The sequence below is a fragment of the Pseudomonas sp. H3_C08 genome, assembly GCF_054669455.1.
This window is the reverse complement of record NZ_CP162803.1, coordinates 1,910,093-1,933,084: the sequence shown is the minus strand read 5'-3', so window position 1 is coordinate 1,933,084 and position 22,992 is coordinate 1,910,093. Positions and strand designations below refer to the sequence as shown.

Below are 22,992 nucleotides of genomic sequence, written 5' to 3'. Positions count from 1 at the left end.
TTCCAATGATGTCCAGCCTCCTGCTATTCCCCGAGATACTCAAATCCCCGGGCCGGCATGCCAGCCTGGGTCCGACCCACGGCCTCAACAGCAAAGATTTCAGCTGGCTCGCGCATGTGCAACTGGCGACCCACGCCCTGCGCAGCGAACAAACCCCACCCATGCTGGCCGAACGCATTCTGCTAAACGCCGACAAGCAACTCGCCATCCCCCTGCCCGGCAGTTTTATTCTCGGCACCGGGCCGGATGACCATGGCGTGTTTTTGTACACACCTTACGACGGTCTGAAAAAATACAGCGATTACCAGACGCTGATGGACGCGCTGCAAACACGCCTCGATAACGCTGGAGAAACCGATGATCTGTTGGCCTTTCTCAGTGTTTTGCTGCGCAAGGAACTGGTAGAGAAACGCGGCATTACCCTCACCCGCGAAACCATCGAAGGTGATGTGTTTGACGATCAAAAAGCGGCGATCAGCCAGTCTCAGGACACCTGCGCCCGCGATGTGCTGGATGAGCTGAAACGTCTGCCGTCGCTCGCCACCTTGCTGGAGAACATTCTCGACGAACTGCTCGAACCGCATTTTGCCGATTTACCGCAGTCGCGCACCCGCGTCGGTTTTTACCTCGACAGCGCCCCGTTGCACGCGGAGATGAGGCAATGGGTCAGTTCGCTGTCATTGAGTGAAGCGCTGCTGCTGCACTTTCGCCGTCAGGGCTGGCCGCGCGGCCAGACAGCGGAATTCTCCCACCCGGCCCGCGCAAGCCAGGCGGCTGACCAGACCGCCTGGGCCGATGCGATCAAGTCCGCATCGGGACGACTGACCATGCTGCTGTTTCGACAGCTGGAGGCCTACTGGAATGCCGCTGCATTCGATGGCTCGCCCAGGCGCACGTACTTCAGCCAGTCGTTAAAGGATCAAATGCGTGCAGATCTGATGCTCAAGCGCGAAGCGGAAATCCTGTCTGCCACTGAATTCGACGCCCTGCACAGCGTGATCCGCGAACCGAATGTGGCGTCCCGGCGGCCCAACTTCGAAACCGTGTGCTTGCGCGAGGACACCGCCTACATCGAACTGGCCGGGTCGCTGATGATCAACCATGACAAGGCTTATCTCTACACCCCTACCCAAGGCTTGCAAGTCCTCACCAACTACGCCGATCTCAAACAGACGCTGACCGCCAAACTCAATGCCGCCGGCCATGAAGACGAGCTGTACGGACTGATGAACCTGGAGGAGCGCAATCGCTATCTCGGATTTGCCCACGCGCAAGTGTCCGGGGAAAACATCGGCGGCGACATCATCAGCACGCTGTTTGAAGCAATCCTCACCAAACAACGGCAAAACATTGAATTCGTCTTGCAGCTCTTCCGCCAGAGTGAACGCACAACCGACATCCATGCGCTTTTCGACAAAGCGCTGGATATCCGTTCGATGATTCATGAGCGTCTGCTCAAGCTCGACGTCAACGAGCGCTGGAGTACCCGACCGTTATTTTCCAGTGCACCGCTGTCGTCACGGGTGCAGACCGACAAGGCCAGGCAACTGGCGATACAGCTTGAACGCGCCGAGGAGAATCTTGGCAGTCACTTCAAGGATCAGCCGACCACCAGCAACGCCGAACAACGCGTGTTTCTCGAAGGTATTCGATGGAAACTGGCACAGGCCTTTGAGGATGGCGTGCGCGCTGAGGCACACATAAGGAACCTCAGCGGTTCCTGGCTGACGGCCGAACGAAAGATTGTCGATGCCGTGTTCGATGCAAAACACGCCAAACGCAGGGATCGTCAGTCGCTCAATGGCTTCCGGCCGGATGCCTGGTCGCTCAGCGTTACCTGCGCAGGCAAAGCCGATGCACTGTCGCTTGCGCATTGCGTACTGTTGACCGAGCGCGGAGGCATGGACGTCGAGCATTCCGGGCGTGCGATCCTGTGGACGCCGGCCATGGGTCTGGAATCGTTCGACGACATCGCCATCGCGCAGAAGCAACTGCAACAGCGCCTGGACGACAATAACCAGTCTCAGACACTGCTGGAAAATCTGTCAACGGCGCACTATCAACTGGACCAACAATACACACTGGGCCCGTTCCAGTTGATTGAAGGCAACGTGTTGAACGATCGCATGCAATCGGCCATTGAACACTTCCTGGCCCATTGTGAGGCGTTACGCGTTTGCATCACGGACAAGGATGTACTCGCCAGTTTCCTTACTCGAATAACAAACACCGCCATCGATACCAACTTGCGTCGGGCCATCGACCTGGCCCAGGCTTTCGTCCGCCAGCAGGATTTCCCTGACTGGTTACGCATGGCGCCGGTCACGGAACAACGCACACAACTGGCACTGCTGGATGAAGTGCGGCGCAGCGTTATCGATGGCAAGGATTTTCTCCACGACGTCCCCGCTTTAGCCAGCCATGTGGAGCAGACGCTGAAAACACTGCTCGACGCCCGATTCCCTGGCACCGATCTCAAACCAAAGCAGATCCAGATCACCCCGAATCTCACGCTGGCAGGCCCGCCCTGCAACCTGCTCGATTTTGCCTTGCATCACTACAACATCGTGCAGGACACCGGGTTCAAGGTCGCCTCGACCATCGCCAGCGCTTTGCCAGCAACGCTCAATCAGTCTGCGGTTCAGCAACTGCTGCAATCCCTCGACATCACCACCGCCTACACCCGGAAAGTCACCGAGGCGCTCTCATCCGACACTGAGCCGGCACGCACCAGCAAAGCACGGTTCCTTCGTCAGTTGCCCTGGCAGTTGATGCAGCACGCGCACGCCTTGAAGTTGCAACAACAGTTGTCGCAAAGCGGTTTCGACTATGTTTGCCAGGTTCTGGACATGCCCGACGGGGTAGCGCGCGCCACCGTAGAGGGTGCTCACGCCAGTGCTTGCCCGCTGTCATTGATCAAGACCCCCGGTAGCGATTTCGTCGACGCCCTCGGACTTTATGTCATTGGCCCCGGGGCGGAACATACAGGGCCACGCGTGCTCTACGCACCCTACTCGCGGTTCGTGTTTCGCGAATTCGAGGACGAAGCGCAATTGATCGAGGCCTTGAATACACCGGGGCATTTTCAGGATCTGATCATCCGGCGCCTGCCTTCCGGGCAACAAGCCGTCTTCAAGAATCTGCTGAACACGACGATTGGCAAGACCAGTGAAATCAAACTTCACCGCACGCCCATCACCGGCAATCTGCTGGAGCATTTGCACAAGGACACGCTCAGCCTTCTACCGCAACTGCTCGCGTGCCAGCCGCAGATCAACGCACAAGCCGATTGGGAAACCGCGAAGTCTCTGTTCAGTCACGGTGTGCGCCTGGTTCCCCATCTCTTGTCGGGGAAAATCGCCTCGTTGTTTTTTCTCTGGAAAAGCTACAACGAGTTCAAGGAGTCCGCCGAAGACCTTCAGGATCATCATTGGGCCAACGCTCTGAAAGGCTTTATCGCCGGGGCGTTATCTCTGTTTAGTCTGGGTCGGCTGTCCTGGGAAACAGAGGCAGAGGCGCAAACAGCTGAATTTGCCTCCGAGACGCAGGTCACTGGAGCAAAGGTTGCCGAAACCGGCGCGAACACCACGGAAAAAACCGCCGCTCGCTGGTCAAAAGTCCCACCGGTTAGCACCTCGCGCGCGAACTTGCAGTCTTATGAAACGACCACCGCACTCGACAGCCTCACACTTGATAGCAATAAGCTGGTGTACGGGGATTCATCCAGCACGCACAAATATGCAGCGATTGCCGGCAAGGTATATCCGGTGGTCCAGGCCGAAAAAGCCTGGTACTTGCGCAAAAAAGACGGGAGCCGTGGGCCGGCGCTTGAACAGAAAAACTCACGACTGGTGCTTGCCCGCGCCAGTCAGGCCGTGCATCGCTGTCGATCGAGGAGGCCCCTGGCTCTGCAAACCAAAGTGGAGCAGCACTGTTCAATTCTGATGCTGATCCAGGCGCGTGGGATGGCAGAGATCAACCGCCGATACCCCGCCAGAGCCTTCGTGATTCAGCAAGCGGTTACCCGGGCAAGAAACTACGCGTTGTATTGCCTGTATAACTTCGTCGAACATCGCGACAACCTCGGGGGCACTCGTGTGGAAACGGTCCTCAGGGATTTTTTCGACGTGCGACAGATCACACCGATGCTGCTGAAGAAAATCGAGAAGGTGATCCTGCCGATTTGCCGCGAACTGACGGACCCAAAGGATGACTTGCTCTACACAGAGCGCTTTTTCGCTGGCCTCAATGCGCGCTACGACTATGACACGGTTGCCTTTGTCTTCAAGGAAGACCGGCGAAAAGTCGTGCACTTCACCGAGCATTTTTTCAATCCGAAACTGGATGTCTACACCGCTTTTTTGCCGCCTAGGTTCAATGTTGATTCCCATGCTCGCGCGATCACGCTGCTGCACGAACTGTCGCACCTGATCACCGATAGCGAAGATTTCGTCTCCGTAGAGGCGATGAGTCCATACCCCGACCTTATCGATACCACCACCGCGGACGGGCAACAGCTCAAAACGGGTCTGGAACGTTATCGTAAATCCTTGTCACGCTCCGCTGCGCCCGAACACTTATTCGCGACCAGGAATGAGCAAGGGCTGTGGGTAGATCTGGATAAGTTGCCGGAGCAGGCCGATGTCTACAAAAAAGTCCTCAGTCTGACCAAAACCAGAAACCTTGCAGAGGCACGTAAAGCCTTTCGCAATCCGCTCGCTGATGAAGCGCGCATCGAAGTGCTGATGGCCAACGCGGACTCGATCGCCTTACTCATCAGCGAAATGGGCAGACAACTGGATCCGCCAACGGCGCCGATACCGTTGCCTGCGCCAACTTCAAGCCAGGTGGACTCCGTGCAAGCGTCACCGTGACCACGGGAGAAAAAATGCGCCGGTCTGAGGCCGGCGCATTTTTCAGGAACACACTGAGTATTTACCGCGTGATCAATCCTTCTGGTCGCGCAAGATATTGCCCGATGCGCCGTCGATGCGGAACTCGTAAACCACGCCGTCAGCCTTGCGTCCTTCACCTTTCCAGTAGCCGTCGTTGTCGGCTTCGATCTCATAGACTTCGACGTAACCGGCCTTGGTCTTGACGATCTCGATGGCTTTTTCGATGGTGACCCAGCCAGCGCCGGGGCGATCGGCCAACGCTGCGCCAGCACTGAGCAAACCGGCCGTGGCGATCAACGCTGCGAATGTCTTCTTGATCATTTGTTTTCTCCATTTGTGGATAGTGGTCTTGGTCGTCCTGCTTTTTGGGTGTCTGAGGGAAAAATAAGTTCCACTTTGATGGGTAAATGCCATGACGGTTGTTCTCGCTCACTTCCCGACAAGGTTAGAATGGGCGAAATCAGGACGAGTCAATGACCCAAGACACTCTCTCGGAAGCCGAATACGATGCGATCACCGATGCCGCCGCGCATTGGTGCATGCGGAGTGCACGCTGATGACTGCACGGACGAAGAACGTCGCGCATTCAAGCAATGGCACGACGCTCATCCCCTGCATGCATTCGAGTACGAGGCCATGCTGGAAGTCTGGGAGGTGGCCGAACATTTGCCACGCCCGCAATCCGTTCCGGTCATGCCGGCCCGTCAGGCACCGCGCTCGTGGCGTCAACTCGTCGTAGCGGCCGGCGTCTGTGCGCTCGCCCTGCCGCTGGCGGCTTACACCGGCTGGACTCTGGGCTGGCTGCCCAACAGCTATCAGCATTTCGCCGCTACCGATACTGTCCGCCAGGTCACGCTGAGTGACGGCAGCCAACTCGAACTGAACCTGAACACTGATCTGACCTTCAGCAATTACAAGGACGAACGCCGCGTCACCCTGAAAAAAGGTGAAGCGTTCTTTACGGTCAGCCACGACATGGCCCACCCGTTTGTCGTCCGCGCAGGCGAAGGCAAGATTCGCGTCACCGGGACGCGTTTCAATGTCTGGATGTATCAGGACCAAGTGCGTGTGAACCTGATCGAAGGTTCGGTGCTGGTCACCAGCAATCGCTCGTTGCCGGGCGATGGTTTGCGCCTCGGCCCGTCGATGCAGGCGCGCTACAAACAGGGCGATTACATGCCCCAGATCAGCCAGACTTACCCTGGTGACATCTCGCTGGCCTGGCGCAATGGCAAACTGGTGCTCGATAACCTCGCGTTGAGCGAAGCGCTGCCACTGATCAACCGCTATCTGAGCAATCCATTGGAGCTGGCGGACAACAGCACCGGTACGATTCGCGTGGGTGGCATCTACAACATCAAAGAGCTGAACAATCTCGCCAACAGCCTGCCCAAGGCGCTGCCGGTCTACCTCACCCGTAACAAGGAAGGTAACCCGGTGATCAACTCGATACCGCAACAACCGCCGAAAAGCTGAAGGCCGCACCCCTTGCAGGATGCGGCCCTCTGGCTCAACGCAATTGACGCTCGGGATTACTGAGCGGCGACCTTCCCCGCTTTGTCCAGTGTCTGGCGCACAGTCTGCACCTGATACTGCGGGTCAGCCTGAATCTGCTGTTCGGTAAACGGCAGGACACTCCACTGTTTCTTCGAGAACGCCTCGGTCTGATCCCGCGAATACTTCGACGCTGGATCGCTCGACAGCGAGAACGCCAGCAGCCCTTGGGCGTGCGGGCCCTTTTCGTCGAAGGTCACGACTTGCAGGTAGCTGGTGCCGCTGACCACTTCGAGTTTGCCGTCTTCACGCGGCACGCTCTGGATAGCGTTGTAGATGCCCAACGTGCCCGGCCCACCGTGAATTGGCGTCTGTTGCCCGCCGCTGCTGACGACCTGGATATCCCCCCAGCGGGTCTGCGGCTTGAGGCCCATTTTTGTGCTCGACTCGACCGATGCCAACATGGCCTCACGCAGTGCCTTGGCCACGGTTGGCTGCTCGATCGCCAGACCGCGCGGCGTGTGTTGCGCATCTTTGGGATCGAACGCGACACGCCAGACATCCGGCGAAGCCTGCAAGGCCTGCATGATGTTGTGGAAATGCATCAGGCCCATACCCGAATCAAGATTAGCGCGGCCATCCCATGCCTTGAGGCTGGTGCAAACCGGCTTCAGCGCTCGCGCATCGACACCGAGGTCAGAAGCACAGAACTTCAACAGATCCGGCACCACCTGAGTCGCCAGGTACACCTGATCGTCCATCACCATTTGCTGCAGATCCTTCACTGCCAGCGGGCCTTTTTTACTCAGCGTGCTCAAGCGATCCAGAGCAAACCGGGAGCGTAAGCCCAGTGGTTGGCCATCCTGACTGATCAGCGGCGAGAAACCGGTCAGCGGTTGCGCCGGGTTGACCAGCCACGCCGAGTCGTTGGAGTGCTGAACGAAGTCCTTGCGCAACAATTGCGGCAATTGGCTGGAAGCATAAATACCCTGCTGCGCCGCTTGCGGATCAATGTCCCATGCGCACGCGCTGTTGGAGCCATCCAGCACGATCATCTGCGTGCCGATACGCGGATCACTGCACTTGGCCAGTTTCTCGGCATTGACGTTCGGCACCACTGACAGGTTCATGTACAGCGTCTGGCCTTTGTCATCCACGGCCAGGGTGTTGACCCACGGAATGCCCTGAATCTTGTGTACCGAATTCTGCAGTTCCTGAAGCGTGGACGCCTGATTCATCGCGTACCACTGGTTCAGCACGCGATCATTGTCGATATTGGCATCGCGCAGGCTGTAGGCGAACTGATTGTCCCAGTCGAGCTTGCCCGGCCACTGCACGATCGGGCCAAACTGCGAGCTGTAGACATCACGCGAAACCGGCACCACCTGGCCGTCGGCCTGTTTGACCTGCACGGTCACGGTCTGCTTGTTCAGCGGCAAGGATTGGCCATCGAGCATATAGCGTGTGGAATCCTTTGGATCGAGTTGCAGACGATACAAGGTGAAGTGTTTCGACGAATCGACCGTGTGCGTCCACGCCAGATGCTGATTGAAGCCGATATTGATCATCGGCAAGCCTGGCAAGGCAGCGCCCATGACGTCGAGCTTGCCGGGGATGGTCAGATGCATTTGATAGAAGCGCATGCCACCGACCCACGGGAAATGCGGGTTGGCGAGCAGCATCCCACGCCCGTTGAACGAGCGCTCGCTACCCACCGCGACAGCGTTACTGCCACGGTCCAGAGCGAAGCGTTGCTGACGCGCATCGGCCAACTGATAGGCCTGCACATCGTGTTCGATCACCGCGCTCGCCTGCGGCGGCGTAGCCCCAGCCAGTGCCTCGGCGAACTGCCCGACACCACCCTCGACCAGCAGACGGCGGGTCAGCTTCACCAGATCTTGCGGTGCAATCTCACGCACCCACTCGCCCTGACACTGTGGCGGCAAGCCTTGCTGACGGCGCTCGCCCAGATAGCGGTTGTAGCCCGCAGCATAGCCTTCGACCAGATCACGCACCTGCGCAGGTTGCGCCTGCCAGAACGCCTTGACCGCTTCCGGCGTGTTGAGCCAGGTAAAGAACACATCGCTGACACGGTTTTCACGCTGCTCGACGGTGAACTGGTCCGGGCCGAAGTAGCGTGAACGCTGACCATTGACCGTCACGATCTCATTGGCCAGCAGACAGAGGTTGTCCTGCGCATAGGCATACCCGATGCCGAAACCAAGCCCGCGCTCGTCCTGCGCACGAATATGCGGCACACCAAAAGCGGTACGGCGAATATCGGCGCTGACATCCGTGGTCGGACTGAACGCATAGGCCGAACAACTCAGCCCGAAAGCCACGCCGGCCAAGGTCAGTCCCGTTAACTGTCTGGAAATTATCACGCTCGCTCCTGATCGACATGCCAAAGAGCGAACCCGGCGCTGGCACGGATCCGCTCTGGAAACACCCACGCGTCCACGCGCAATGAGCCTGTCCAAGAAACGAAGTCAGAGGAAAAAATTTAGGCTCTCCACGCAATCCCCGAAGCAGAATCAAAAGCCCCTCACCCTGGCCCTCTCCCGGAGGGAGAGGGAACTGACCGAGGTGATTTCGAAAGATACGCCGACGTGAAATACCGAGCCGAATCCAAGTTTTGAAAAGCCCGCCCCCTCCAAAACCCACCCCGCTCCTCACCACTCAACAGGATGAGCGTTAGCTCGGCTGCAGCTCTTGATCTTGCCGTGCTGGCCCCTTCGGCAGGCTGAGTGGAGGGATTGATCCGGGGGTGGGAGCGCAGCGACCGTTTGGCGAAGCCAAACACAGCGAGAGGAGGTGCAGCGAAGCAAACCGTAGGCGCTGCGCCCGGATCGATCCCGGAGCGAAGGAACCCCGAGCCCCAGCGAGCGGGCCGAACGCCGGGGCCCAGCCTTTTGCTTACTTTTCGGCGTCTGGAAAAGTGAGTCGCTGTAAGAGCGAAACCGCCAGCCGCAACCCCCCAAAAAAACGGATATACACCCAAAACCCAAAGAACCTGGTCGGCCCAAAGGCCGCCAAGGCCAACCCCCAATCACAAGGAAAAGACAAATCCCCGACAAAATTTCTACATTTTTTCTTTCATGATTTGTCGTGCTGATACGTCTTGTTCTAGAGAGCGCAAAAAAACCACCCCGATCAGACTCTGAAAAGGAGTAATCGCATGTACAACTCGCAACTACCAACGGACGGTAGCCAGGCACCCAAAGGAGTTTCCATGAGCCCTCACGCGAGCGATTTCGGGCAACGCGTCGAGCGTCACGGTAACGAACGCATCCGCTTGCTGCTGAAAAGTTTCGGGCTGCGCACCAGCCTGATTCGTCTGAAAGTCATCGACGCCTTACTGGTCGCCGCACAAAGCGAACGGCGCCTGGGCGTTCGCGGTGTCCACAGCCAATTGCTCGACCTCGATATTCCGCTGTCCTTCCTCAGTGTGCGTGAGGTGCTCAAGCGCCTGTGCGCCGAAGGTGTGATCACCTTCAATGACGACAAGAGCTACAGCCTGCATCCACAGGCTGCAGCTGTCCTCAACCACGATTGAAGCGTGCAGCCATCGCCGTCAAGGCTTGACCTTGCGGCGCATCACGCCGTTGATCACCACCACGATCACCGCCACACCGATGGCGACGAACTGAAACGTCTTCTCCGAAATCATGCCGGCATTTTGCAGCCAGGACAGGCCGAGCATGATGGCCAGGACCGACACGGCGATCAGAATCGAATAAATCAAGCGTTGCTTGTGGGTCATTGCGGCTTCCTGAAACTTTGAAATGTATCCGGTTTGTATCCGTTTGCATGCCATGCACTTACCGTTCTACGGGGATGCGCCGCTGCAATCGGGGTCTCATGTTACAGCCGATGAAGAGTTTTGGCTTCATGACGGCGTAACCATGAGGAATTTTCAAAATGCTGCGTCGAATCACCTGGCTGATTCCCGTTCTTGCCCTGCTGACCCTGAGTGGCTGCATCATCTTCCCCCACGGCGGCTGGCATGACGATCACCACCGTTACTACCAGGGTGGCCCTGGTTATTACCAACATCGCTAGAACAGGATTGTTCGCCCTGCCCGCTTGCCAATGAACAGACCGTGGCAGGAAATCAACAAGTCCGATCAACTTCAAACAAAGCCCGCCCCGTTGCGGGCTTTTCTGTTTTTGCCAAATGCTTCCATAAATCGCTCTAACTCGTGCTCTGCGCAAAACCCGATCACTAAATAAGTTGCAAGCATTTGAAATCTAATGTCGCAGCAAAACAATAGGCCGGGCGCACCTCTGCAACTAGTCTCTGGCAACTTCCTTTCACTCACTAACAGGAACGTTTATGCAGAGAACTCTTATACAGATCCAGCCGCAAAAAGCGCTCGGATTTTGTTTGGTGATCAGCGCGTTTGAACTTCTGACGTATATGGCCAGCGACTTGATCATGCCTGCGATGTTAAGCGTTACCACCGAACTTGATGCCGATGTGCGGCATGTACCGAACGCTTTCAATCTTTATCTGCTTGGCGGTGTCTGCCTGCAATGGCTGATTGGCCCGCTGTCCGATCAATGGGGTCGAAGGCGGGTATTGTTGATCGGCTGCGCGTTATTTGCGGTCGCCTGCGCGGGGGCCTACAGCACCGAAAGCATTGAAGCCTTCAATCTATTGCGACTGCTGCAGGGCATGGGCCTGGGTTTTGTTGTGGCGGTCAGTTATCCGGCCCTCCAGGAAGTGTTCTGTGAAGCCGATGCGGTGCGTTTGATGGCGCTGCTCGGCAATATCGCCCTGCTTTCCCCCTTGATGGGGCCGCTGCTGGGCATTCTGCTGTTGCAATGGCTGTCGTGGCGCGAAGTGTTTCTGGGCCTGGGCCTTGCCGCGTCTATGGTCTGGCTGGGGCTATTCGCATGGATGCCGGAAACGGTTGGCGTCGCCCGTCGAGACGGACAGATGCAACCTGCCGTGCGCTTTTCCTGGGAGCAAACCTGCCGACGTTACCGCGCCCTGTTGGGTAATTGCCGATTCCTCGCCGCCAGCCTGGCGCTGGGGCTGATGAGCCTGCCGCTGATCGCCTGGATCGGCCTGGCGCCGTTGCTGCTGATCGAGTTGCTCGGGCTGACGCCGCTTGAATATGGCGTCTGGCAAATCCCGATTTTCTCTGCGGTGATTGTCGGCAATCTGATCCTTGACCGGTTGCTGATCACGCACGCCTTGCCGCAACTGATCCGCTTGGCGCTCTGGCCGTTTTGCCTGGGGCTTCTGGCCCTGATCGTCTGCGCACTGGCTGGCGCCGGACTCGGGCCGGTGGTCGCCAGTCTGGCGTTGTACGCAGTCGGATTGGGCATGAGCAATGCCGCGCTGTATCGATTGGCGCTGTTTGCCAGTGATGACAGTAAAGGTCTGGTATCGGCATTGGTCGGGATGATTTCGATTGCCGTGATGGGCCTCGGCGGCTTGCTGATTGCTGCAATCGGCGGTGGCGCAAGGCTCGAGCTTTTCGCGCTTTGCGCCGCTTTCAGCGGTTTGATGTGTCTCCCTCTGTTGCAGGGTTTGTTGCAACGCACCCCTCCCGACTCCGCCTCTGCTCAGTAAAGGAATATTGAATGCACCACTTCCCCGCCAGCGATGCGCTTTGCGCGTTGCCACACCCCTATTGCCCGGATTCCGTGCCGGTGGGCCTGTTCGATCAGGCCATGACCGAGATCAGTCGGTTTCATTGCCGGCACACCCCCGGCTACGCCCATTGGCTGAACGCCAACGGCCTCGACGAACAGGACCTGGACAGTCTTGATGACTGGGCCCGTCTGCCGCCGATTCTGGCGAACTTCTTCAAACAGCAATTGCTGCTCAGTCCGACCGGAGAGCGCGCCCTGGAACTGACATCGTCCGGCACCAGCGGCCAGAAAAGCCGTATGCGCTATGACCCGCGAAGCCTCGCGGGCGCTCAGTTCATGGTCGAGCGGATCTTCAGTCATTACGGCTGGTACTCACCAGATACGCCTTGCAATTACCTGCTGCTGAGCTACGAACCGCAAGGTGCGATCACCTTGGGAACGTCGTATACCGATCAGTTCCTGTGCCGCTTTGCTCCCGTCAACCGCGTCGCCTACGCGTTACGCAGTAACGGCGACGGCCATCAATTCGATGTGTTCGGCGTCATCACGGCTCTGCAATCGTTCGCCGAAGAAGGCCTGCCCGTGCGCATTTTCGGTTTCCCGGCGTTCCTTTGGCAGACCCTGCAACACATGCAGGCCACAGGCGTGCCCGAGCTGAAACTGCCGGCAGGTTCGCTGGCATTTTTTGGCGGTGGCTGGAAAACCCGGGCCAGCGAGGAAATCCCCAAACAGCAATTGTATGGACGCATCGCCCGGCAACTGGGCATCGAAACCGCACGTTGCCGCGACGGTTACGGTGCAGTCGAGCACGCGGTGCCGTACATCGAATGTGCCCGGCATCATTTTCATGTGCCGGTTTACGCCAAGGCGTACGTGCGCAATCCGCAGGATTTTTCCATCCAGCCCTACGGCCAGCAAGGCTTGCTGGGATTCGTCTCGCCCTACATTTCGTCCAGCCCGGCGCATGCGGTGGTGATGAGCGATCTGGCGACGCTGCACCCGGGCTCAAGTTGCGGCTGCGGCCTCGCCAGCGACTGGTTCGAACTGCATGGCCGTGCGGGCACCACCGCCGGCAGGAGCTGCGCGATGGCCGCCTCCGAATTATTGGGGAGGCACTGACATGTACCTGATCCACGGAGAGCTTTGCGCCGAAATCGACCTCGACAACGCACTGGCGCAACTGCATCAGACCTTGCCGCACCACCTCAGCACACCGCTGGATAGTGCCGTTGTTCTGACCGCCGCGGGCAACTTTGCGCAGCATCTGCACAGCGCCGAACTGCCGCTGGATGACGAACAACGCCTGGCGCTGATTGACTTCTGTCAGCCTCACGCCCTGCAAACCAAACTTGAACGCGAACTGGGTGATCAGGCCGATTCACTGCGGCGCGTTGATTATCAGCAGTCGCGCTTTGAACGCTGGAGTCCCTTGGGCCTGGTGGTTCACGTCACCCCGGCCAACGCGCCGCTGTTGGCCTGCTGCGCCATGCTCGAAAGCCTGTTGGCCGGCAACCTCAACTGGCTACGCCCCAGCCGCAGCGACCAAGGCCTGACCGCACGCCTGCTGCACGCATTGGTGCAATGCGACCCCAGCGGTCAACTCCGCTATTACGTCGCGGTGTTACCCGTAGCGACGGAGCAGATCGGCCGCTTGTGCAAAATGGCCAATGGCGTATCGGCGTGGGGAGGCGAAACCGCGCTGCAAGCCATCCGCCAACAGTTGCCACCCGGATGCCGCTGGATCGACTGGGGGCACCGCATCAGTTTCGCCTACCTGACGCCAGACGCGGCCTCGCCGCCAGCGCTGGACGCGATTGTCGATGAAGTCTGCCGACTGGACCAACAAGCTTGCTCCAGCCCGCAATGGTTGCTGGTCGACAGCGACGATCCCGCCGTTGTGCAAGGCATCGGCAGCGCACTGGCCGAGGCATTCGAGCGTCGCGTCGGGCAATGGCCGGCGCTGACTCCGACGGTTCAGGAAGCCAGCGAGATCACCAGCCACACCCTGATGGCGCGTCTGGGCCAGAGCTTTTCCGGTAACACCGGGCAGGTCTGGCGCGCGCCGGGCTGGCGGGTGATCTGGAGCCATGATCAGTCGCTGGCGCCTTCGCCGCTGTTTCGCACGTTGCTGCTCAAACCACTGCCACGGGCGCGACTGACGCAAACACTGCTGCCTTGGCGCAACGTGTTACAGAGTTGCGCGCTGGTCTGCGGTGAAGCGCAGATCAATGAGCTCGCACGCACATTGATTGCAGCGGGCGTCAGCCGAATTACGCCGATCAACGCGATCCACGACGGCTACGACGGCGAGCCCCACGACGGCGTTTACGCACTGCAACGCCTGAGCCGCCGCGTGTCGGTCAGCCTCGCGCCAACGCAGTTGCCCACCCACATGAACCTCGACCAGCCACCTTGCGCACTGACACTGACAGGTCTGCCGATCACCGACAAAGCAGCGTTTATCACGCGACCGACGACAGCGGCGGCGCAGCTGTTTTTCCGCTCCGGCGGCAGCAGCGGCACACCGGCGCTGTCGGGCTTCAGTTACCGCGATTTTCAACGGCAAATGCGCGCGACGGCCGATGGGTTGTTCGCGGCGGGCCTTGATCCGCGCCGCGACAAGGTGATGAACCTGTTCTTCAGTGGCGGCTTGTACGGCGGCTTCTTCAGTTTTGCCAAAGTCCTGGAATTGCTCGGTGCGACGCACCTGCCCATGGGCGCGCCGGCCGACGATGATTACCGCGATATTGCGCAAGTGATCATTGAGCAGCGCGTGACCGTGCTGATCGGCATGCCCAGCACCCTGCATCGACTGTTCCTCAACGAGGGGCCGCGCCTGAGTCGTTATGGGGTGATTGAAAAGGTTTTCCTCGGCGGAGAGCACATCAGCGATCAGTGCCGCGAATTACTGCATCGCTGCGGCGTCGCCAGTATCCGTTCGGCGGTGTACGGCAGTGTCGATGCGGGGCCATTCGGGCATGCCTGCGCCGCCACTGGCGACGGTGTGTTCCATTTGATGGACGCTATCCAGCAGCTGGAAATCGTCGCACTGGAGCAGGACAAGCCGGTCGTTGGCGCTGAAGTCGGCCGTTTGCTGTTCACCTCCAAAGCACGTGAAGGCCAACAGGTGCAGCGCTATGAAGTCGGCGACACCGGCCACTGGCTGGCCGGCGACTGCCCGTGCGGGCTGAGTTCGCCACGTTTCGAATTGCTGCAACGACACGGCCGACTGCTGCGCATCGGCAGCGACTTCATTTGTCTGAACGAACTCGCCCGCCACCTGCAGGCGCCGTTTCAGTTACACCTCGATCACGCACCCGATGGCCTTGAGCGCCTGCTGATTCACAGCCCTGGCGAACCCGCAGACATTCTCTGCCGACTCGAGGGCTACGCGACGCTGGCGACACTCGTGCGCACCGGGCTTCTCACCGTGCAGGCGCAAACCTGCGAGCCGCAACATTTCGACAGAAACAAACACAGCGGAAAGAGTCCGCCCGTAATCGACTCGCGCCGTTAACAGCGATCGTCAGCCACGGCCAAAACAATTAACGAGAACACCATGAATACAACAACAGAACTTGGCAAGTTGTTCGCTTTTGCCCGCGAACATTCAGCGTATTACGCCAGACACTTGCAAAACGTCGCGCCGCAGACAAATACCCTGGATGAACTTCCGGTAATCGATCCTCAACAATACTGGGCAAGTAGCGAGCATCTGGAACAATGGCCGGTACTGACCTCAACGGTCGAACGCGCCCTGGTATTCAAGACCGGTGGAACAACCAGCGCCGGTAAACTTTCAGTATTTACCCGCGAAGAATGGCAGACACTTGTGCGGGACTTCGGCAGCCATCTCGCCGGTCAACTCAATCCCGGCGACCGGGTGGCGAACCTGTTTTTCGTCGGCGACCTGTATGCCAGTTTCATTTTTATCCACGACGCCCTGGCGCACGAACCGGCGGGTGTTACCGAATACCCGTTTACCGGCGACGTCGACCCTGCGGTGCTGGCCGACTCGATCCGCCAACACCGGATCAATGTGCTGGCCGGCGTGCCCGCGCAATTGCTGGCGTTCGCCGCCGTGCTGGAGCGCCAGGCGCGAACCCTGGCCGAAGTGGAAACAATCCTTTACGGCGGCGAAAGCCTGTTCACCGGACAATTGCAGGCGTTGCACCGGGTGTTTCCCAACGCGCGGATTGCCTCGATCGGTTACGCCAGTGTCGATGCCGGTTTCATCGGCGCCGCAAGCCGCGATTGCGCACTCGGCGAGCACCGGATGCTGGCCAGCCACAGCGTGCTGGAAATCGTCGATGAACACACCGGTGAAGTGATCGAAGAATGCGACCGAACCGGACGACTGCTGATCACCAACCTCACCCGCCGACTGATGCCGCTGATCCGCTACCCCGTGGGTGATCTCGCTTGCTGGCGAGAGCCGGCTACCGCGTCGATGCGCAAGTTCGCCTTGATGGGCCGCAGCACCAGCAGTCAGCGGGTGCGCGTGAGCAGCCTGACTCTGTTGATCGAAGACATTGCCGCAATCGTCGCACGCATCACCGCCAGCGACGACTGGCAACTGGTCATCAGCCAATCGGCCAACGTCGATATCGTGTGCCTGAAATGGCTACCCAACGCGCTGACGGCCGAGACCGCTGACGCCAACACGACCTTGCAGTGCGCACTGATCGAGCAATACCCGCTGATCAAGCAACTCTGCGCTGAGCGCTTGATCGAGTTGCAGATTACCCATTGCACTCCCGATGAACTCGCGCGCCATCCGCGTTCCGGCAAGCGCCAACGCGTCGTCGATCTGCGTGTCTACGCCACGCCCGGACCGGAGCAACGTCCATGGACAACTTGACGCTGCGCAGTTATCGCCGATCCGACGCCAGGGCCATCAGCCATCTGTTTCGGGAAATCTATGGTGACCACTACGTGCAGCCGCACGTGTATTTGCCGTTGATGATCAATCAGAACCATGGCGAGGGTCGCTGGCATTCGCTGGTGGCGGAATCCGGGAAAAAAATCCTCGGCCACGCCACGTTGTGCAGAAACGCGGGATCGTCTACGGCGGAACTGGCGTTGAGCGTGGTCCATCCGTCAACACGCGGGCAGAACATCGCGACGCAGTTGGGCATGCGGCTGTTGATCCATGCCCAGGCACTCGGTTGCCACGGCGTGACCATCAAACAGGTGACGCAGCATCTCTACACCCAACGCATGGCTGACCGACTCGGTTTTTGCAGCACCGGGTTGTTGCTCGACTACGTCCCCTCACCGTTTGGCGAGCCACTGCCGGAGTCCATCGTCATCGGCTACACCCCTGTCGAAGGCTATCGCCGCCCGCTCCCGGCATTGTCCTGGCCGCAAAGCTGTCACGATTTCATGGCGCATTTGTGCGGCGTATACGGAACACAAGATAAAGAAGCGCGTTGGGTGGGAGAACCGATGCAGGTTGAACAATGCTCAGGGCGTTATGACGTGGTGCTGAAAAAACTCGACGCCGGCTTGCTTCAACAGCTACGACGACTGCCCGAACACTGGATGATCTCGATCAGGCTAAGACTGGCAACAGGCTTCGCCAATGCCGTGGATAGCCTGTCGGCAATGGGCTTCGTCTTCACCGGGATTGCCCCGAATGAACGGGGCGCTGGATGGTTGGCTTTGTTTCATCGGGGCTATCGCGCGCGATCGCTGGAGCTGCGCTGCCCACACCTGCAACGACTGCATGATCAGGCTCAACAACGCGTCGCGGCACGCTGAAGCGAGGCGTTGCCGGGTTCTTGCACATCAACCAGCCCGTTCAAGCGTTGAGCGGGCTAAACGGTCAGCCTCATGCTTTGGCTTTGACACCTTCATCGACCGGCTTCGCGGCGTTGCCTTCACCGTAGGTCTTGAGGTTCTGCAGGACATAGATCGCTTTCTTGAACTCGGGAATCAGACTCTGGCCGTAAGCGTTGCCATTGAGGCCATTGTTCTGAATGGCGTCGAGCTGGGTCGCGAAATACTCCAGGGCGTTGAATTTGGCATCGATATCTTTGGTCACGCCAAAACGGTCGAACTTGTCACCGGCGTTCTTCAAGGTAAACGACGTGATCTCGGAGATCAGGCCGCGGCTGCGCAGCATCTCGCTCAGATTTCCCAATTGTTTTACTGAAACATTCGCAGGATCAAAGCCCTTGATGGCCTTGCGCAGGCCCTGCTTGTCCATTTCAGCGGTATTCAGCGCGGTGGGATTGGTACCGACCTTGGTCAGCATCTGCTGCACTTTGATGCTCTGGGCCACTTGTTTTTTCGCGCCGGTGTTACGAACCATAACGCCTGCTTTGCTCTCCCAGCCGCCGACAATACCGATCGTCATGAGAAGACTCCCTGTGAAATGAACAAAAAAATATCCGTGTTGAACGGCAATAATGGCCGCGAGTATCGGCGGGCGAATTGATGGCACCAACCTATTTCTGCACTTTTTTACAATTCTTGTACATTCTCGATACAAAAGCCCAATGGCCCGCGTTCACTGATCCAAAGTTGTCATGACAAGGTAACGAAAATCACTTTTTTGCTTATCGACGCGCGCTGATCAACACCTGTGTATCGATCTCGATACCGGCCGGTCATCGGTATTGCTGCTTTTTAGGACGCGAGTACCTAAAGCTTCCGGGCACCACGACGATACGCTGGAGATACCCGCACTGTTTTATCCCTGCCCCTAATAAGAAACGCTGCTCAAGGACCGGACTCCATGCCCGCATTCCGCACTATTCAGGCTCGCTACACGCTGTTTCTGGTTCTGTTCATCCTGCTGTTGTCGGTGTTGACCGTGGTCGGCATCAGCCAGCTGGTTGCCCCCAAGTTGCGTCACACCGAAGAACAGGTGGTACTTAACCGCATCGCCGAAGTCGCCGAGCAGATTCAGGGCGAGTTGAACAAAGTGCAGGCGCAACAGCGCAGCATCACCCAGACCATCCCGCTGCTCGACAGCGCCGCCATCGACGCGGTGCTGCCAGGTCTGGTCGATCAATACGGCGAGCTGAAAGTATTCGGCGGCGGGATCTGGCCTCTGCCGGGGCAACGTGAAGCCGGGCGCAACAAATACAGTACGTTCTGGCACCGCGACGCCTCGGGCAAACTCGCCGTCAACACGTTCTGGAACAGCGACGCGGCGCCCAACTACTACGACCAGAGCTGGTACAAGGGCGGCATGGCCACACCGCGCGGTCAATGCGCCTGGGCGGCTGCCTATAAAGATGACGCCAGCGCCGAGCCGCGCACCAACTGCGCCATGGCCATCCAGAAAAACGGCAATGCGTGGGGCGTGTCGACCATTGACGTCACCCTTGGCTTCTTCAACGACCTGGTGGCGCGCAAGGAAAAAGACCTCAACGCCGAGATGCTGATCGTTGAAGCCGACGGCAAGGTCATCAGTAACAGCTCGCGCATCAGTGGCCCGATCGTGCTGAAGAACATCAGCGAACTGGCCGGCACGTCGACCTTCGCCAGCCAGGTCAAAGCCGGACTGCAGAATCGCGATCAGGCGCAGCGCATCGAATTCGATAACAACGGTGAAGCCAGCACTTTCTTCATGCGTCCTATCGAAGGCACGCCGTGGTTCCTCGCCACGGCGCTGCCGACGAAAATGCTCACCGCCCAGCGTGATGACGTCCTCAGCACCTTGAGCCTGTTGCAGATTCCGCTGGTGATCCTGCTGGTGCTGTTGCAGGTCTACGCGATTCGTCAGTTGGTGCAACGCATGAAAGCCTTGAAAGCCAACATCGATTTGCTGTCCAGCGGCGATGCCGACCTGACCCGGCGCATCACCATTCGCGCCGAAGATGAACTCGGCGCCATCGGTCACTCGGTGAACACCTTTATTGCCTACCTGCAAAACATGATCGGCGAAGTCACCCAGGCCACCGGCGCCATGGCCTCCAGCCTGGATAACCTGCAACGCACCTCGGCGCAGACCAGCCAGATTCTGTTGCGTCATGCTTCGGAAACCGATCAGACCGTTACCGCCATCACCGAAATGAGTTCGACGGCAGAAAGCGTTGCGCAGAACGCCGCCGAAACCGCCGCGTTTACCCAGCGCGCCAATGAAAATGCCGACCGTTCGCGGGTGGTGGTGGGCGAAGCGACCAACAGCGTGGTCGCGTTGATCGATGAAGTGGCCAGCGCTACACACAAAGTTGAAAACATGCAGCAGGACGCCCAGCGCATCACCGAAATTCTCGGGGTGATCGGCGCGATTGCCGGGCAGACCAACCTGTTGGCGCTCAACGCGGCCATCGAAGCAGCACGCGCCGGTGAACAGGGCCGTGGTTTTGCCGTGGTTGCCGATGAAGTGCGTGCCCTCGCCGCGCGCACCCAGGCCAGCACCTCGGAAATCAACGAGATGTTGACGCGTCTGACTCAGGGCGTGAGCTCGTCGGTCAGCGCCATGGAAAACACCCAGGCCAGTTGCCAGTCCGCCGCCGACGCGACCGCACGGGTCAACTCCGGTCTGGACGAAATGGCCGGCTCGGTCAGCCACATCAACAGCCTCAGCACCCAGATCGCCACCGCCGCCGAGCAGCAAAGCGCCGTGACCGAAGAGATCAACCGCAGCATGGTGCAGATCCGCCACATGGTCGATGAGCTGGTGCAGAGTGGCAAAGCCAGCGAACTCAACACTCACCAGTTGCTCGAAGCCAACAGCCGGGTGAGCGCGATCATGGGCCGTTTCAAAGTGCGCTGATCCCTCGTACCACAAGGGTTTTCTGCCCAACAGATAACCCTTGTGGGAGCGAGCCTGCTCGCGAAAGCGATCTTTCAGTCCCCGCTTCAGTGTTTGAACTACCGCATTCGCGAGCAGGCTCGCTCCCACAGGTTGGTGCTGCGTTTTGCAACAACTGGAAACATTGCGTTGATGCCCAGCGGCAAAAACCGGTCAAAATGCGTGCTTTCCGATTGTCACCCGAGCCGAGAATCCGTTATGCGAACCCACCTGCGTCTGCTCGCCCTGAGCGCCCTGTTCATCTCCGCAATGGCCCAGGCTGCCGACCTGATTCCGATCGAAGTCCATCGCGATGCCAATTGCGGCTGCTGCAAGAAATGGATCAGCCACCTTGAAGCCAATGGCTTCAAAGTCGAAGATCACGTCGAAAGCGACATGAGCAGCTTCAAGCAGCAACATGGCGTACCGCCGCGTCTGGCCTCGTGCCACACCGCGATCATCAACGGCAAATTCGTCGAAGGCCATGTGCCCGCGGAACAGGTTCTGGCCCTGAGCAAGCGTGACGATCTGCTCGGCGTCGCCGCACCGGGCATGCCAATGGGCTCGCCGGGCATGGAAATGGACGGCATGAGTGATGCTTATCAGGTTATCGGCCTGAAGAAAGACGGGGCTGACGTGGTCGTGGCGGATTACCCGGCCCATTGATCATCACGGCGTACGGCGGCCTGTTTCTCGCCGCTTTCGGCGCGGCGACCTTGTTGCCGCTGCAATCCGAGGCGTTGCTGGTCGGCCTGATCGTCAGCGAGCGTTACTGGCTGTGGGGGCTGCTGGCGGTGGCGACGCTGGGCAACGTACTCGGCTCGCTGGTCAACTGGTGGCTGGGGCGCGGGATCGAGCGCTTTCAGGATCGGCGCTGGTTTCCGGTCAGCGCCGCGCACATGGCGAGGGCGCGCAAACACTATGAGCGCTACGGTCACTGGTCGTTGCTGCTGAGCTGGTTGCCGATCATTGGCGACCCCCTGACCCTGATTGCCGGCGTGATGCGCGAACCGCTAGGGCGCTTTCTGTTGATCGTCACCCTGGCCAAAGGTGCACGTTACGGCGTGCTGGCCCTGCTGACGCTGGGGTGGCTGGGTTGAACGTTCAGGCGCGGGCATTGCCTGTGTTTAACGTCGGCGTAATCCGCTCGTTCCAGCATCGGCCGATTTCAAACGGAGTTTGACCTTATGTCTGTCATGTTTTCCCGTTGGCTGCCTGGCCTGTTTCTTTGCGCCGCCCTGCCCCTGTCGGCGCAGGCTGCGACGTCAAGCGAAGCGACGCCGGAAGGCCCGGCCTATGGCCCGGAACTGCAAGGCTTCGATTATCCCTACACCCTTAAACACTTTGCCTTTCAGTCCCAGGGCAAATCCCTGCAGATGGGTTACATGGACGTCGCCGCTCACGGCAAGGCCAACGGCCGCACTGTGGTGCTGATGCACGGCAAGAATTTTTGCGCAGCCACCTGGGACAGTTCGATCAAGGCCTTGAGCGAATCCGGTTACCGGGTGATCGCACCGGACCAGATCGGCTTCTGCACCTCCAGTAAACCCGACAACTATCAATACAGCTTTCAGCAACTGGCGACCAACACTCAGCAGTTGCTCAAAGCGCTGGGCATTCAAAAAGCCACGCTGCTCGGTCATTCCACCGGCGGCATGCTCGCCACGCGTTATGCCTTGCTGTTCCCCGAGCAGGTCGAGCAACTGGCGCTGGTAAACCCGATCGGCCTGGAAGACTGGAAAGCCCTCGGCGTGCCGTATCGCACCGTGGATCAGTGGTATCAGCGTGAGCTGAAAGTCAGCGCCCAAGGCATCCGTGATTACGAACGCACCACTTACTACGACGGCCGCTGGAAACCGGAATTCGACCGTTGGGTGGACATGCTCGCCGGGCTGAGCAAAGGCCCGGGCAAGACTCAGGTCGCATGGAACTCAGCGCTGATCTACGACATGATTTTCACCCAGCCGGTGTATTACGAGTTCAAAGACCTGAAGATGCCGACCCTGCTGCTGATCGGCACCTCCGACACTACGGCCATCGGCAAGGACCTCGCGCCGCCTGAGGTGAAAGCGAAAATCGGCCATTACGACGTGCTCGGCAAACAAGTGGCCAAGCTGATCCCGCAGTCGACGCTGGTGGAGTTTCCCGGCATGGGCCACGCGCCACAAATGGAAGAGCCGGCACAGTTCCACAAGGCCTTGCTCGGCTGGCTGAATACAACCAATCCCGTTCGTTGATGAGGTA

General features: G+C 58.9%; 15 protein-coding genes and 3 pseudogenes. 14 read left to right on the top strand and 4 right to left on the bottom strand.

Going from position 1 to position 22,992, the window contains the following annotated elements; genetic code table 11:
- Window positions 1–8: 8 nt before the first annotated feature.
- On the top strand, window positions 9–4,874 hold the full coding sequence (locus tag AB4N74_RS08905; protein ID WP_460099508.1) for a dermonecrotic toxin domain-containing protein: 4,866 nt from the start codon (window positions 9–11) through the stop codon (window positions 4,872–4,874).
- Window positions 4,875–4,946: 72 nt separating this feature from the next.
- Here the strand turns inward: AB4N74_RS08905 and AB4N74_RS08900 are convergent, their stop codons facing one another.
- Window positions 4,947–5,216, bottom strand: a complete 270-nt coding sequence (locus AB4N74_RS08900; protein ID WP_093432877.1) for a PepSY domain-containing protein — start codon at window positions 5,214–5,216, stop codon at window positions 4,947–4,949.
- 152 nt (window positions 5,217–5,368) lie between these two features.
- On the opposite strand from AB4N74_RS08900, the pseudogene AB4N74_RS08895 reads away from it, so the two are divergent.
- Window positions 5,369–6,371 (top strand): annotated as a pseudogene (locus AB4N74_RS08895) (FecR family protein).
- 56 nt (window positions 6,372–6,427) lie between these two features.
- On the opposite strand, the gene pvdQ reads toward AB4N74_RS08895, so the two are convergent.
- Window positions 6,428–8,773 carry a bifunctional acylase PvdQ gene (pvdQ, locus tag AB4N74_RS08890; RefSeq protein WP_460099505.1) on the bottom strand — a complete coding sequence of 782 codons (2,346 nt, stop codon included), beginning with the start codon at window positions 8,771–8,773 and terminating at the stop codon, window positions 6,428–6,430.
- A gap of 794 nt (window positions 8,774–9,567) precedes the next feature.
- Between pvdQ and AB4N74_RS08885 the strand changes: the two genes are divergently transcribed.
- Window positions 9,568–9,945, top strand: a complete 378-nt coding sequence (locus AB4N74_RS08885) for a fe2+ zn2+ uptake regulation protein (RefSeq protein WP_093432884.1) — start codon at window positions 9,568–9,570, stop codon at window positions 9,943–9,945.
- Between the two features lie 18 nt (window positions 9,946–9,963).
- Here AB4N74_RS08885 and AB4N74_RS08880 read toward each other — a convergent pair whose 3' ends face one another.
- Window positions 9,964–10,152: a hypothetical protein gene (locus tag AB4N74_RS08880; RefSeq protein WP_038363103.1), complete on the bottom strand. Its 189-nt coding sequence runs from the start codon at window positions 10,150–10,152 to the stop codon at window positions 9,964–9,966.
- A gap of 158 nt (window positions 10,153–10,310) precedes the next feature.
- Here AB4N74_RS08880 and AB4N74_RS08875 point away from each other — a divergent pair, with 158 nt between their 5' ends.
- The 6 genes from AB4N74_RS08875 to AB4N74_RS08850 all read left to right on the top strand — a co-directional run bounded on the left by AB4N74_RS08875 (window position 10,311) and on the right by AB4N74_RS08850 (window position 17,759).
- Window positions 10,311–10,451 (top strand): hypothetical protein, encoded by a 141-nt coding sequence (locus AB4N74_RS08875; RefSeq protein ID WP_007918111.1) that lies wholly within the window; start codon window positions 10,311–10,313, stop codon window positions 10,449–10,451.
- Between the two features lie 274 nt (window positions 10,452–10,725).
- Window positions 10,726–11,973: an MFS transporter gene (locus AB4N74_RS08870; protein WP_460099500.1), complete on the top strand. Its 1,248-nt coding sequence runs from the start codon at window positions 10,726–10,728 to the stop codon at window positions 11,971–11,973.
- A gap of 11 nt (window positions 11,974–11,984) precedes the next feature.
- On the top strand, window positions 11,985–13,115 hold the full coding sequence (locus AB4N74_RS08865) for a LuxE/PaaK family acyltransferase (protein WP_460099497.1): 1,131 nt from the start codon (window positions 11,985–11,987) through the stop codon (window positions 13,113–13,115).
- Window position 13,116: 1 nt separating this feature from the next.
- On the top strand, window positions 13,117–15,513 hold the full coding sequence (locus tag AB4N74_RS08860; RefSeq protein WP_460099494.1) for an acyl-CoA reductase: 2,397 nt from the start codon (window positions 13,117–13,119) through the stop codon (window positions 15,511–15,513).
- Window positions 15,514–15,555: 42 nt separating this feature from the next.
- On the top strand, window positions 15,556–16,857 hold the full coding sequence (locus AB4N74_RS08855; protein WP_460099491.1) for a phenylacetate--CoA ligase family protein: 1,302 nt from the start codon (window positions 15,556–15,558) through the stop codon (window positions 16,855–16,857).
- Window positions 16,845–17,759 carry a GNAT family N-acetyltransferase gene (locus AB4N74_RS08850; protein ID WP_460099488.1) on the top strand — a complete coding sequence of 305 codons (915 nt, stop codon included), beginning with the start codon at window positions 16,845–16,847 and terminating at the stop codon, window positions 17,757–17,759. The genes AB4N74_RS08855 and AB4N74_RS08850 overlap by 13 nt, the downstream gene beginning before the upstream one ends.
- A gap of 70 nt (window positions 17,760–17,829) precedes the next feature.
- Here AB4N74_RS08850 and AB4N74_RS08845 read toward each other — a convergent pair whose 3' ends face one another.
- Window positions 17,830–18,357, bottom strand: coding sequence for a hypothetical protein (locus tag AB4N74_RS08845; RefSeq protein ID WP_093432901.1), 528 nt, complete (start codon window positions 18,355–18,357; stop codon window positions 17,830–17,832).
- A gap of 381 nt (window positions 18,358–18,738) precedes the next feature.
- Between AB4N74_RS08845 and AB4N74_RS08840 the strand changes: the two are divergent.
- The 5 genes and pseudogenes from AB4N74_RS08840 to AB4N74_RS08820 all read left to right on the top strand — a co-directional run.
- Window positions 18,739–19,821 (top strand): annotated as a pseudogene (locus AB4N74_RS08840) (cache domain-containing protein); the annotation flags it as partial.
- A 381-nt stretch (window positions 19,822–20,202) separates the two neighbouring features.
- Window positions 20,203–20,730 (top strand): annotated as a pseudogene (locus AB4N74_RS08835) (methyl-accepting chemotaxis protein); the annotation flags it as partial.
- Between the two features lie 237 nt (window positions 20,731–20,967).
- The gene (locus AB4N74_RS08830) at window positions 20,968–21,414 is read left to right on the top strand and encodes a DUF411 domain-containing protein (protein ID WP_093432907.1); all 447 of its coding nucleotides are present in this window, start codon (window positions 20,968–20,970) and stop codon (window positions 21,412–21,414) included.
- Window positions 21,414–21,848, top strand: a complete 435-nt coding sequence (locus AB4N74_RS08825; RefSeq protein ID WP_177413082.1) for a YqaA family protein — start codon at window positions 21,414–21,416, stop codon at window positions 21,846–21,848. The genes AB4N74_RS08830 and AB4N74_RS08825 overlap by 1 nt, the downstream gene beginning before the upstream one ends.
- Before the next feature lie 87 nt (window positions 21,849–21,935).
- A complete protein-coding gene (locus AB4N74_RS08820) occupies window positions 21,936–22,985 on the top strand; it encodes an alpha/beta fold hydrolase (RefSeq protein ID WP_093432913.1) in 1,050 nt (349 codons plus the stop codon).
- The last annotated feature ends 7 nt before the right edge of the window (window positions 22,986–22,992 follow it).

What these genes read in the sequence shown, in the direction of transcription:
- AB4N74_RS08905 (WP_460099508.1), top strand. Translation starts at nt 9, where the DNA reads ATGTCCAGCCTCCTGCTATTCCCCGAGATACTCAAATCCCCGGGCCGG.
- AB4N74_RS08865 (WP_460099497.1), top strand. Translation starts at nt 11,985, where the DNA reads ATGCACCACTTCCCCGCCAGCGATGCGCTTTGCGCGTTGCCACACCCC.
- AB4N74_RS08850 (WP_460099488.1), top strand. Translation starts at nt 16,845, where the DNA reads ATGGACAACTTGACGCTGCGCAGTTATCGCCGATCCGACGCCAGGGCC.
- AB4N74_RS08855 (WP_460099491.1), top strand. Translation starts at nt 15,556, where the DNA reads ATGAATACAACAACAGAACTTGGCAAGTTGTTCGCTTTTGCCCGCGAA.
- AB4N74_RS08860 (WP_460099494.1), top strand. Translation starts at nt 13,117, where the DNA reads ATGTACCTGATCCACGGAGAGCTTTGCGCCGAAATCGACCTCGACAAC.
- AB4N74_RS08830 (WP_093432907.1), top strand. Translation starts at nt 20,968, where the DNA reads ATGCGAACCCACCTGCGTCTGCTCGCCCTGAGCGCCCTGTTCATCTCC.
- AB4N74_RS08885 (WP_093432884.1), top strand. Translation starts at nt 9,568, where the DNA reads ATGTACAACTCGCAACTACCAACGGACGGTAGCCAGGCACCCAAAGGA.
- AB4N74_RS08845 (WP_093432901.1), bottom strand. Translation starts at nt 18,357, where the DNA reads ATGACGATCGGTATTGTCGGCGGCTGGGAGAGCAAAGCAGGCGTTATG.
- AB4N74_RS08820 (WP_093432913.1), top strand. Translation starts at nt 21,936, where the DNA reads ATGTCTGTCATGTTTTCCCGTTGGCTGCCTGGCCTGTTTCTTTGCGCC.
- AB4N74_RS08880 (WP_038363103.1), bottom strand. Translation starts at nt 10,152, where the DNA reads ATGACCCACAAGCAACGCTTGATTTATTCGATTCTGATCGCCGTGTCG.
- AB4N74_RS08870 (WP_460099500.1), top strand. Translation starts at nt 10,726, where the DNA reads ATGCAGAGAACTCTTATACAGATCCAGCCGCAAAAAGCGCTCGGATTT.
- AB4N74_RS08875 (WP_007918111.1), top strand. Translation starts at nt 10,311, where the DNA reads ATGCTGCGTCGAATCACCTGGCTGATTCCCGTTCTTGCCCTGCTGACC.
- AB4N74_RS08900 (WP_093432877.1), bottom strand. Translation starts at nt 5,216, where the DNA reads ATGATCAAGAAGACATTCGCAGCGTTGATCGCCACGGCCGGTTTGCTC.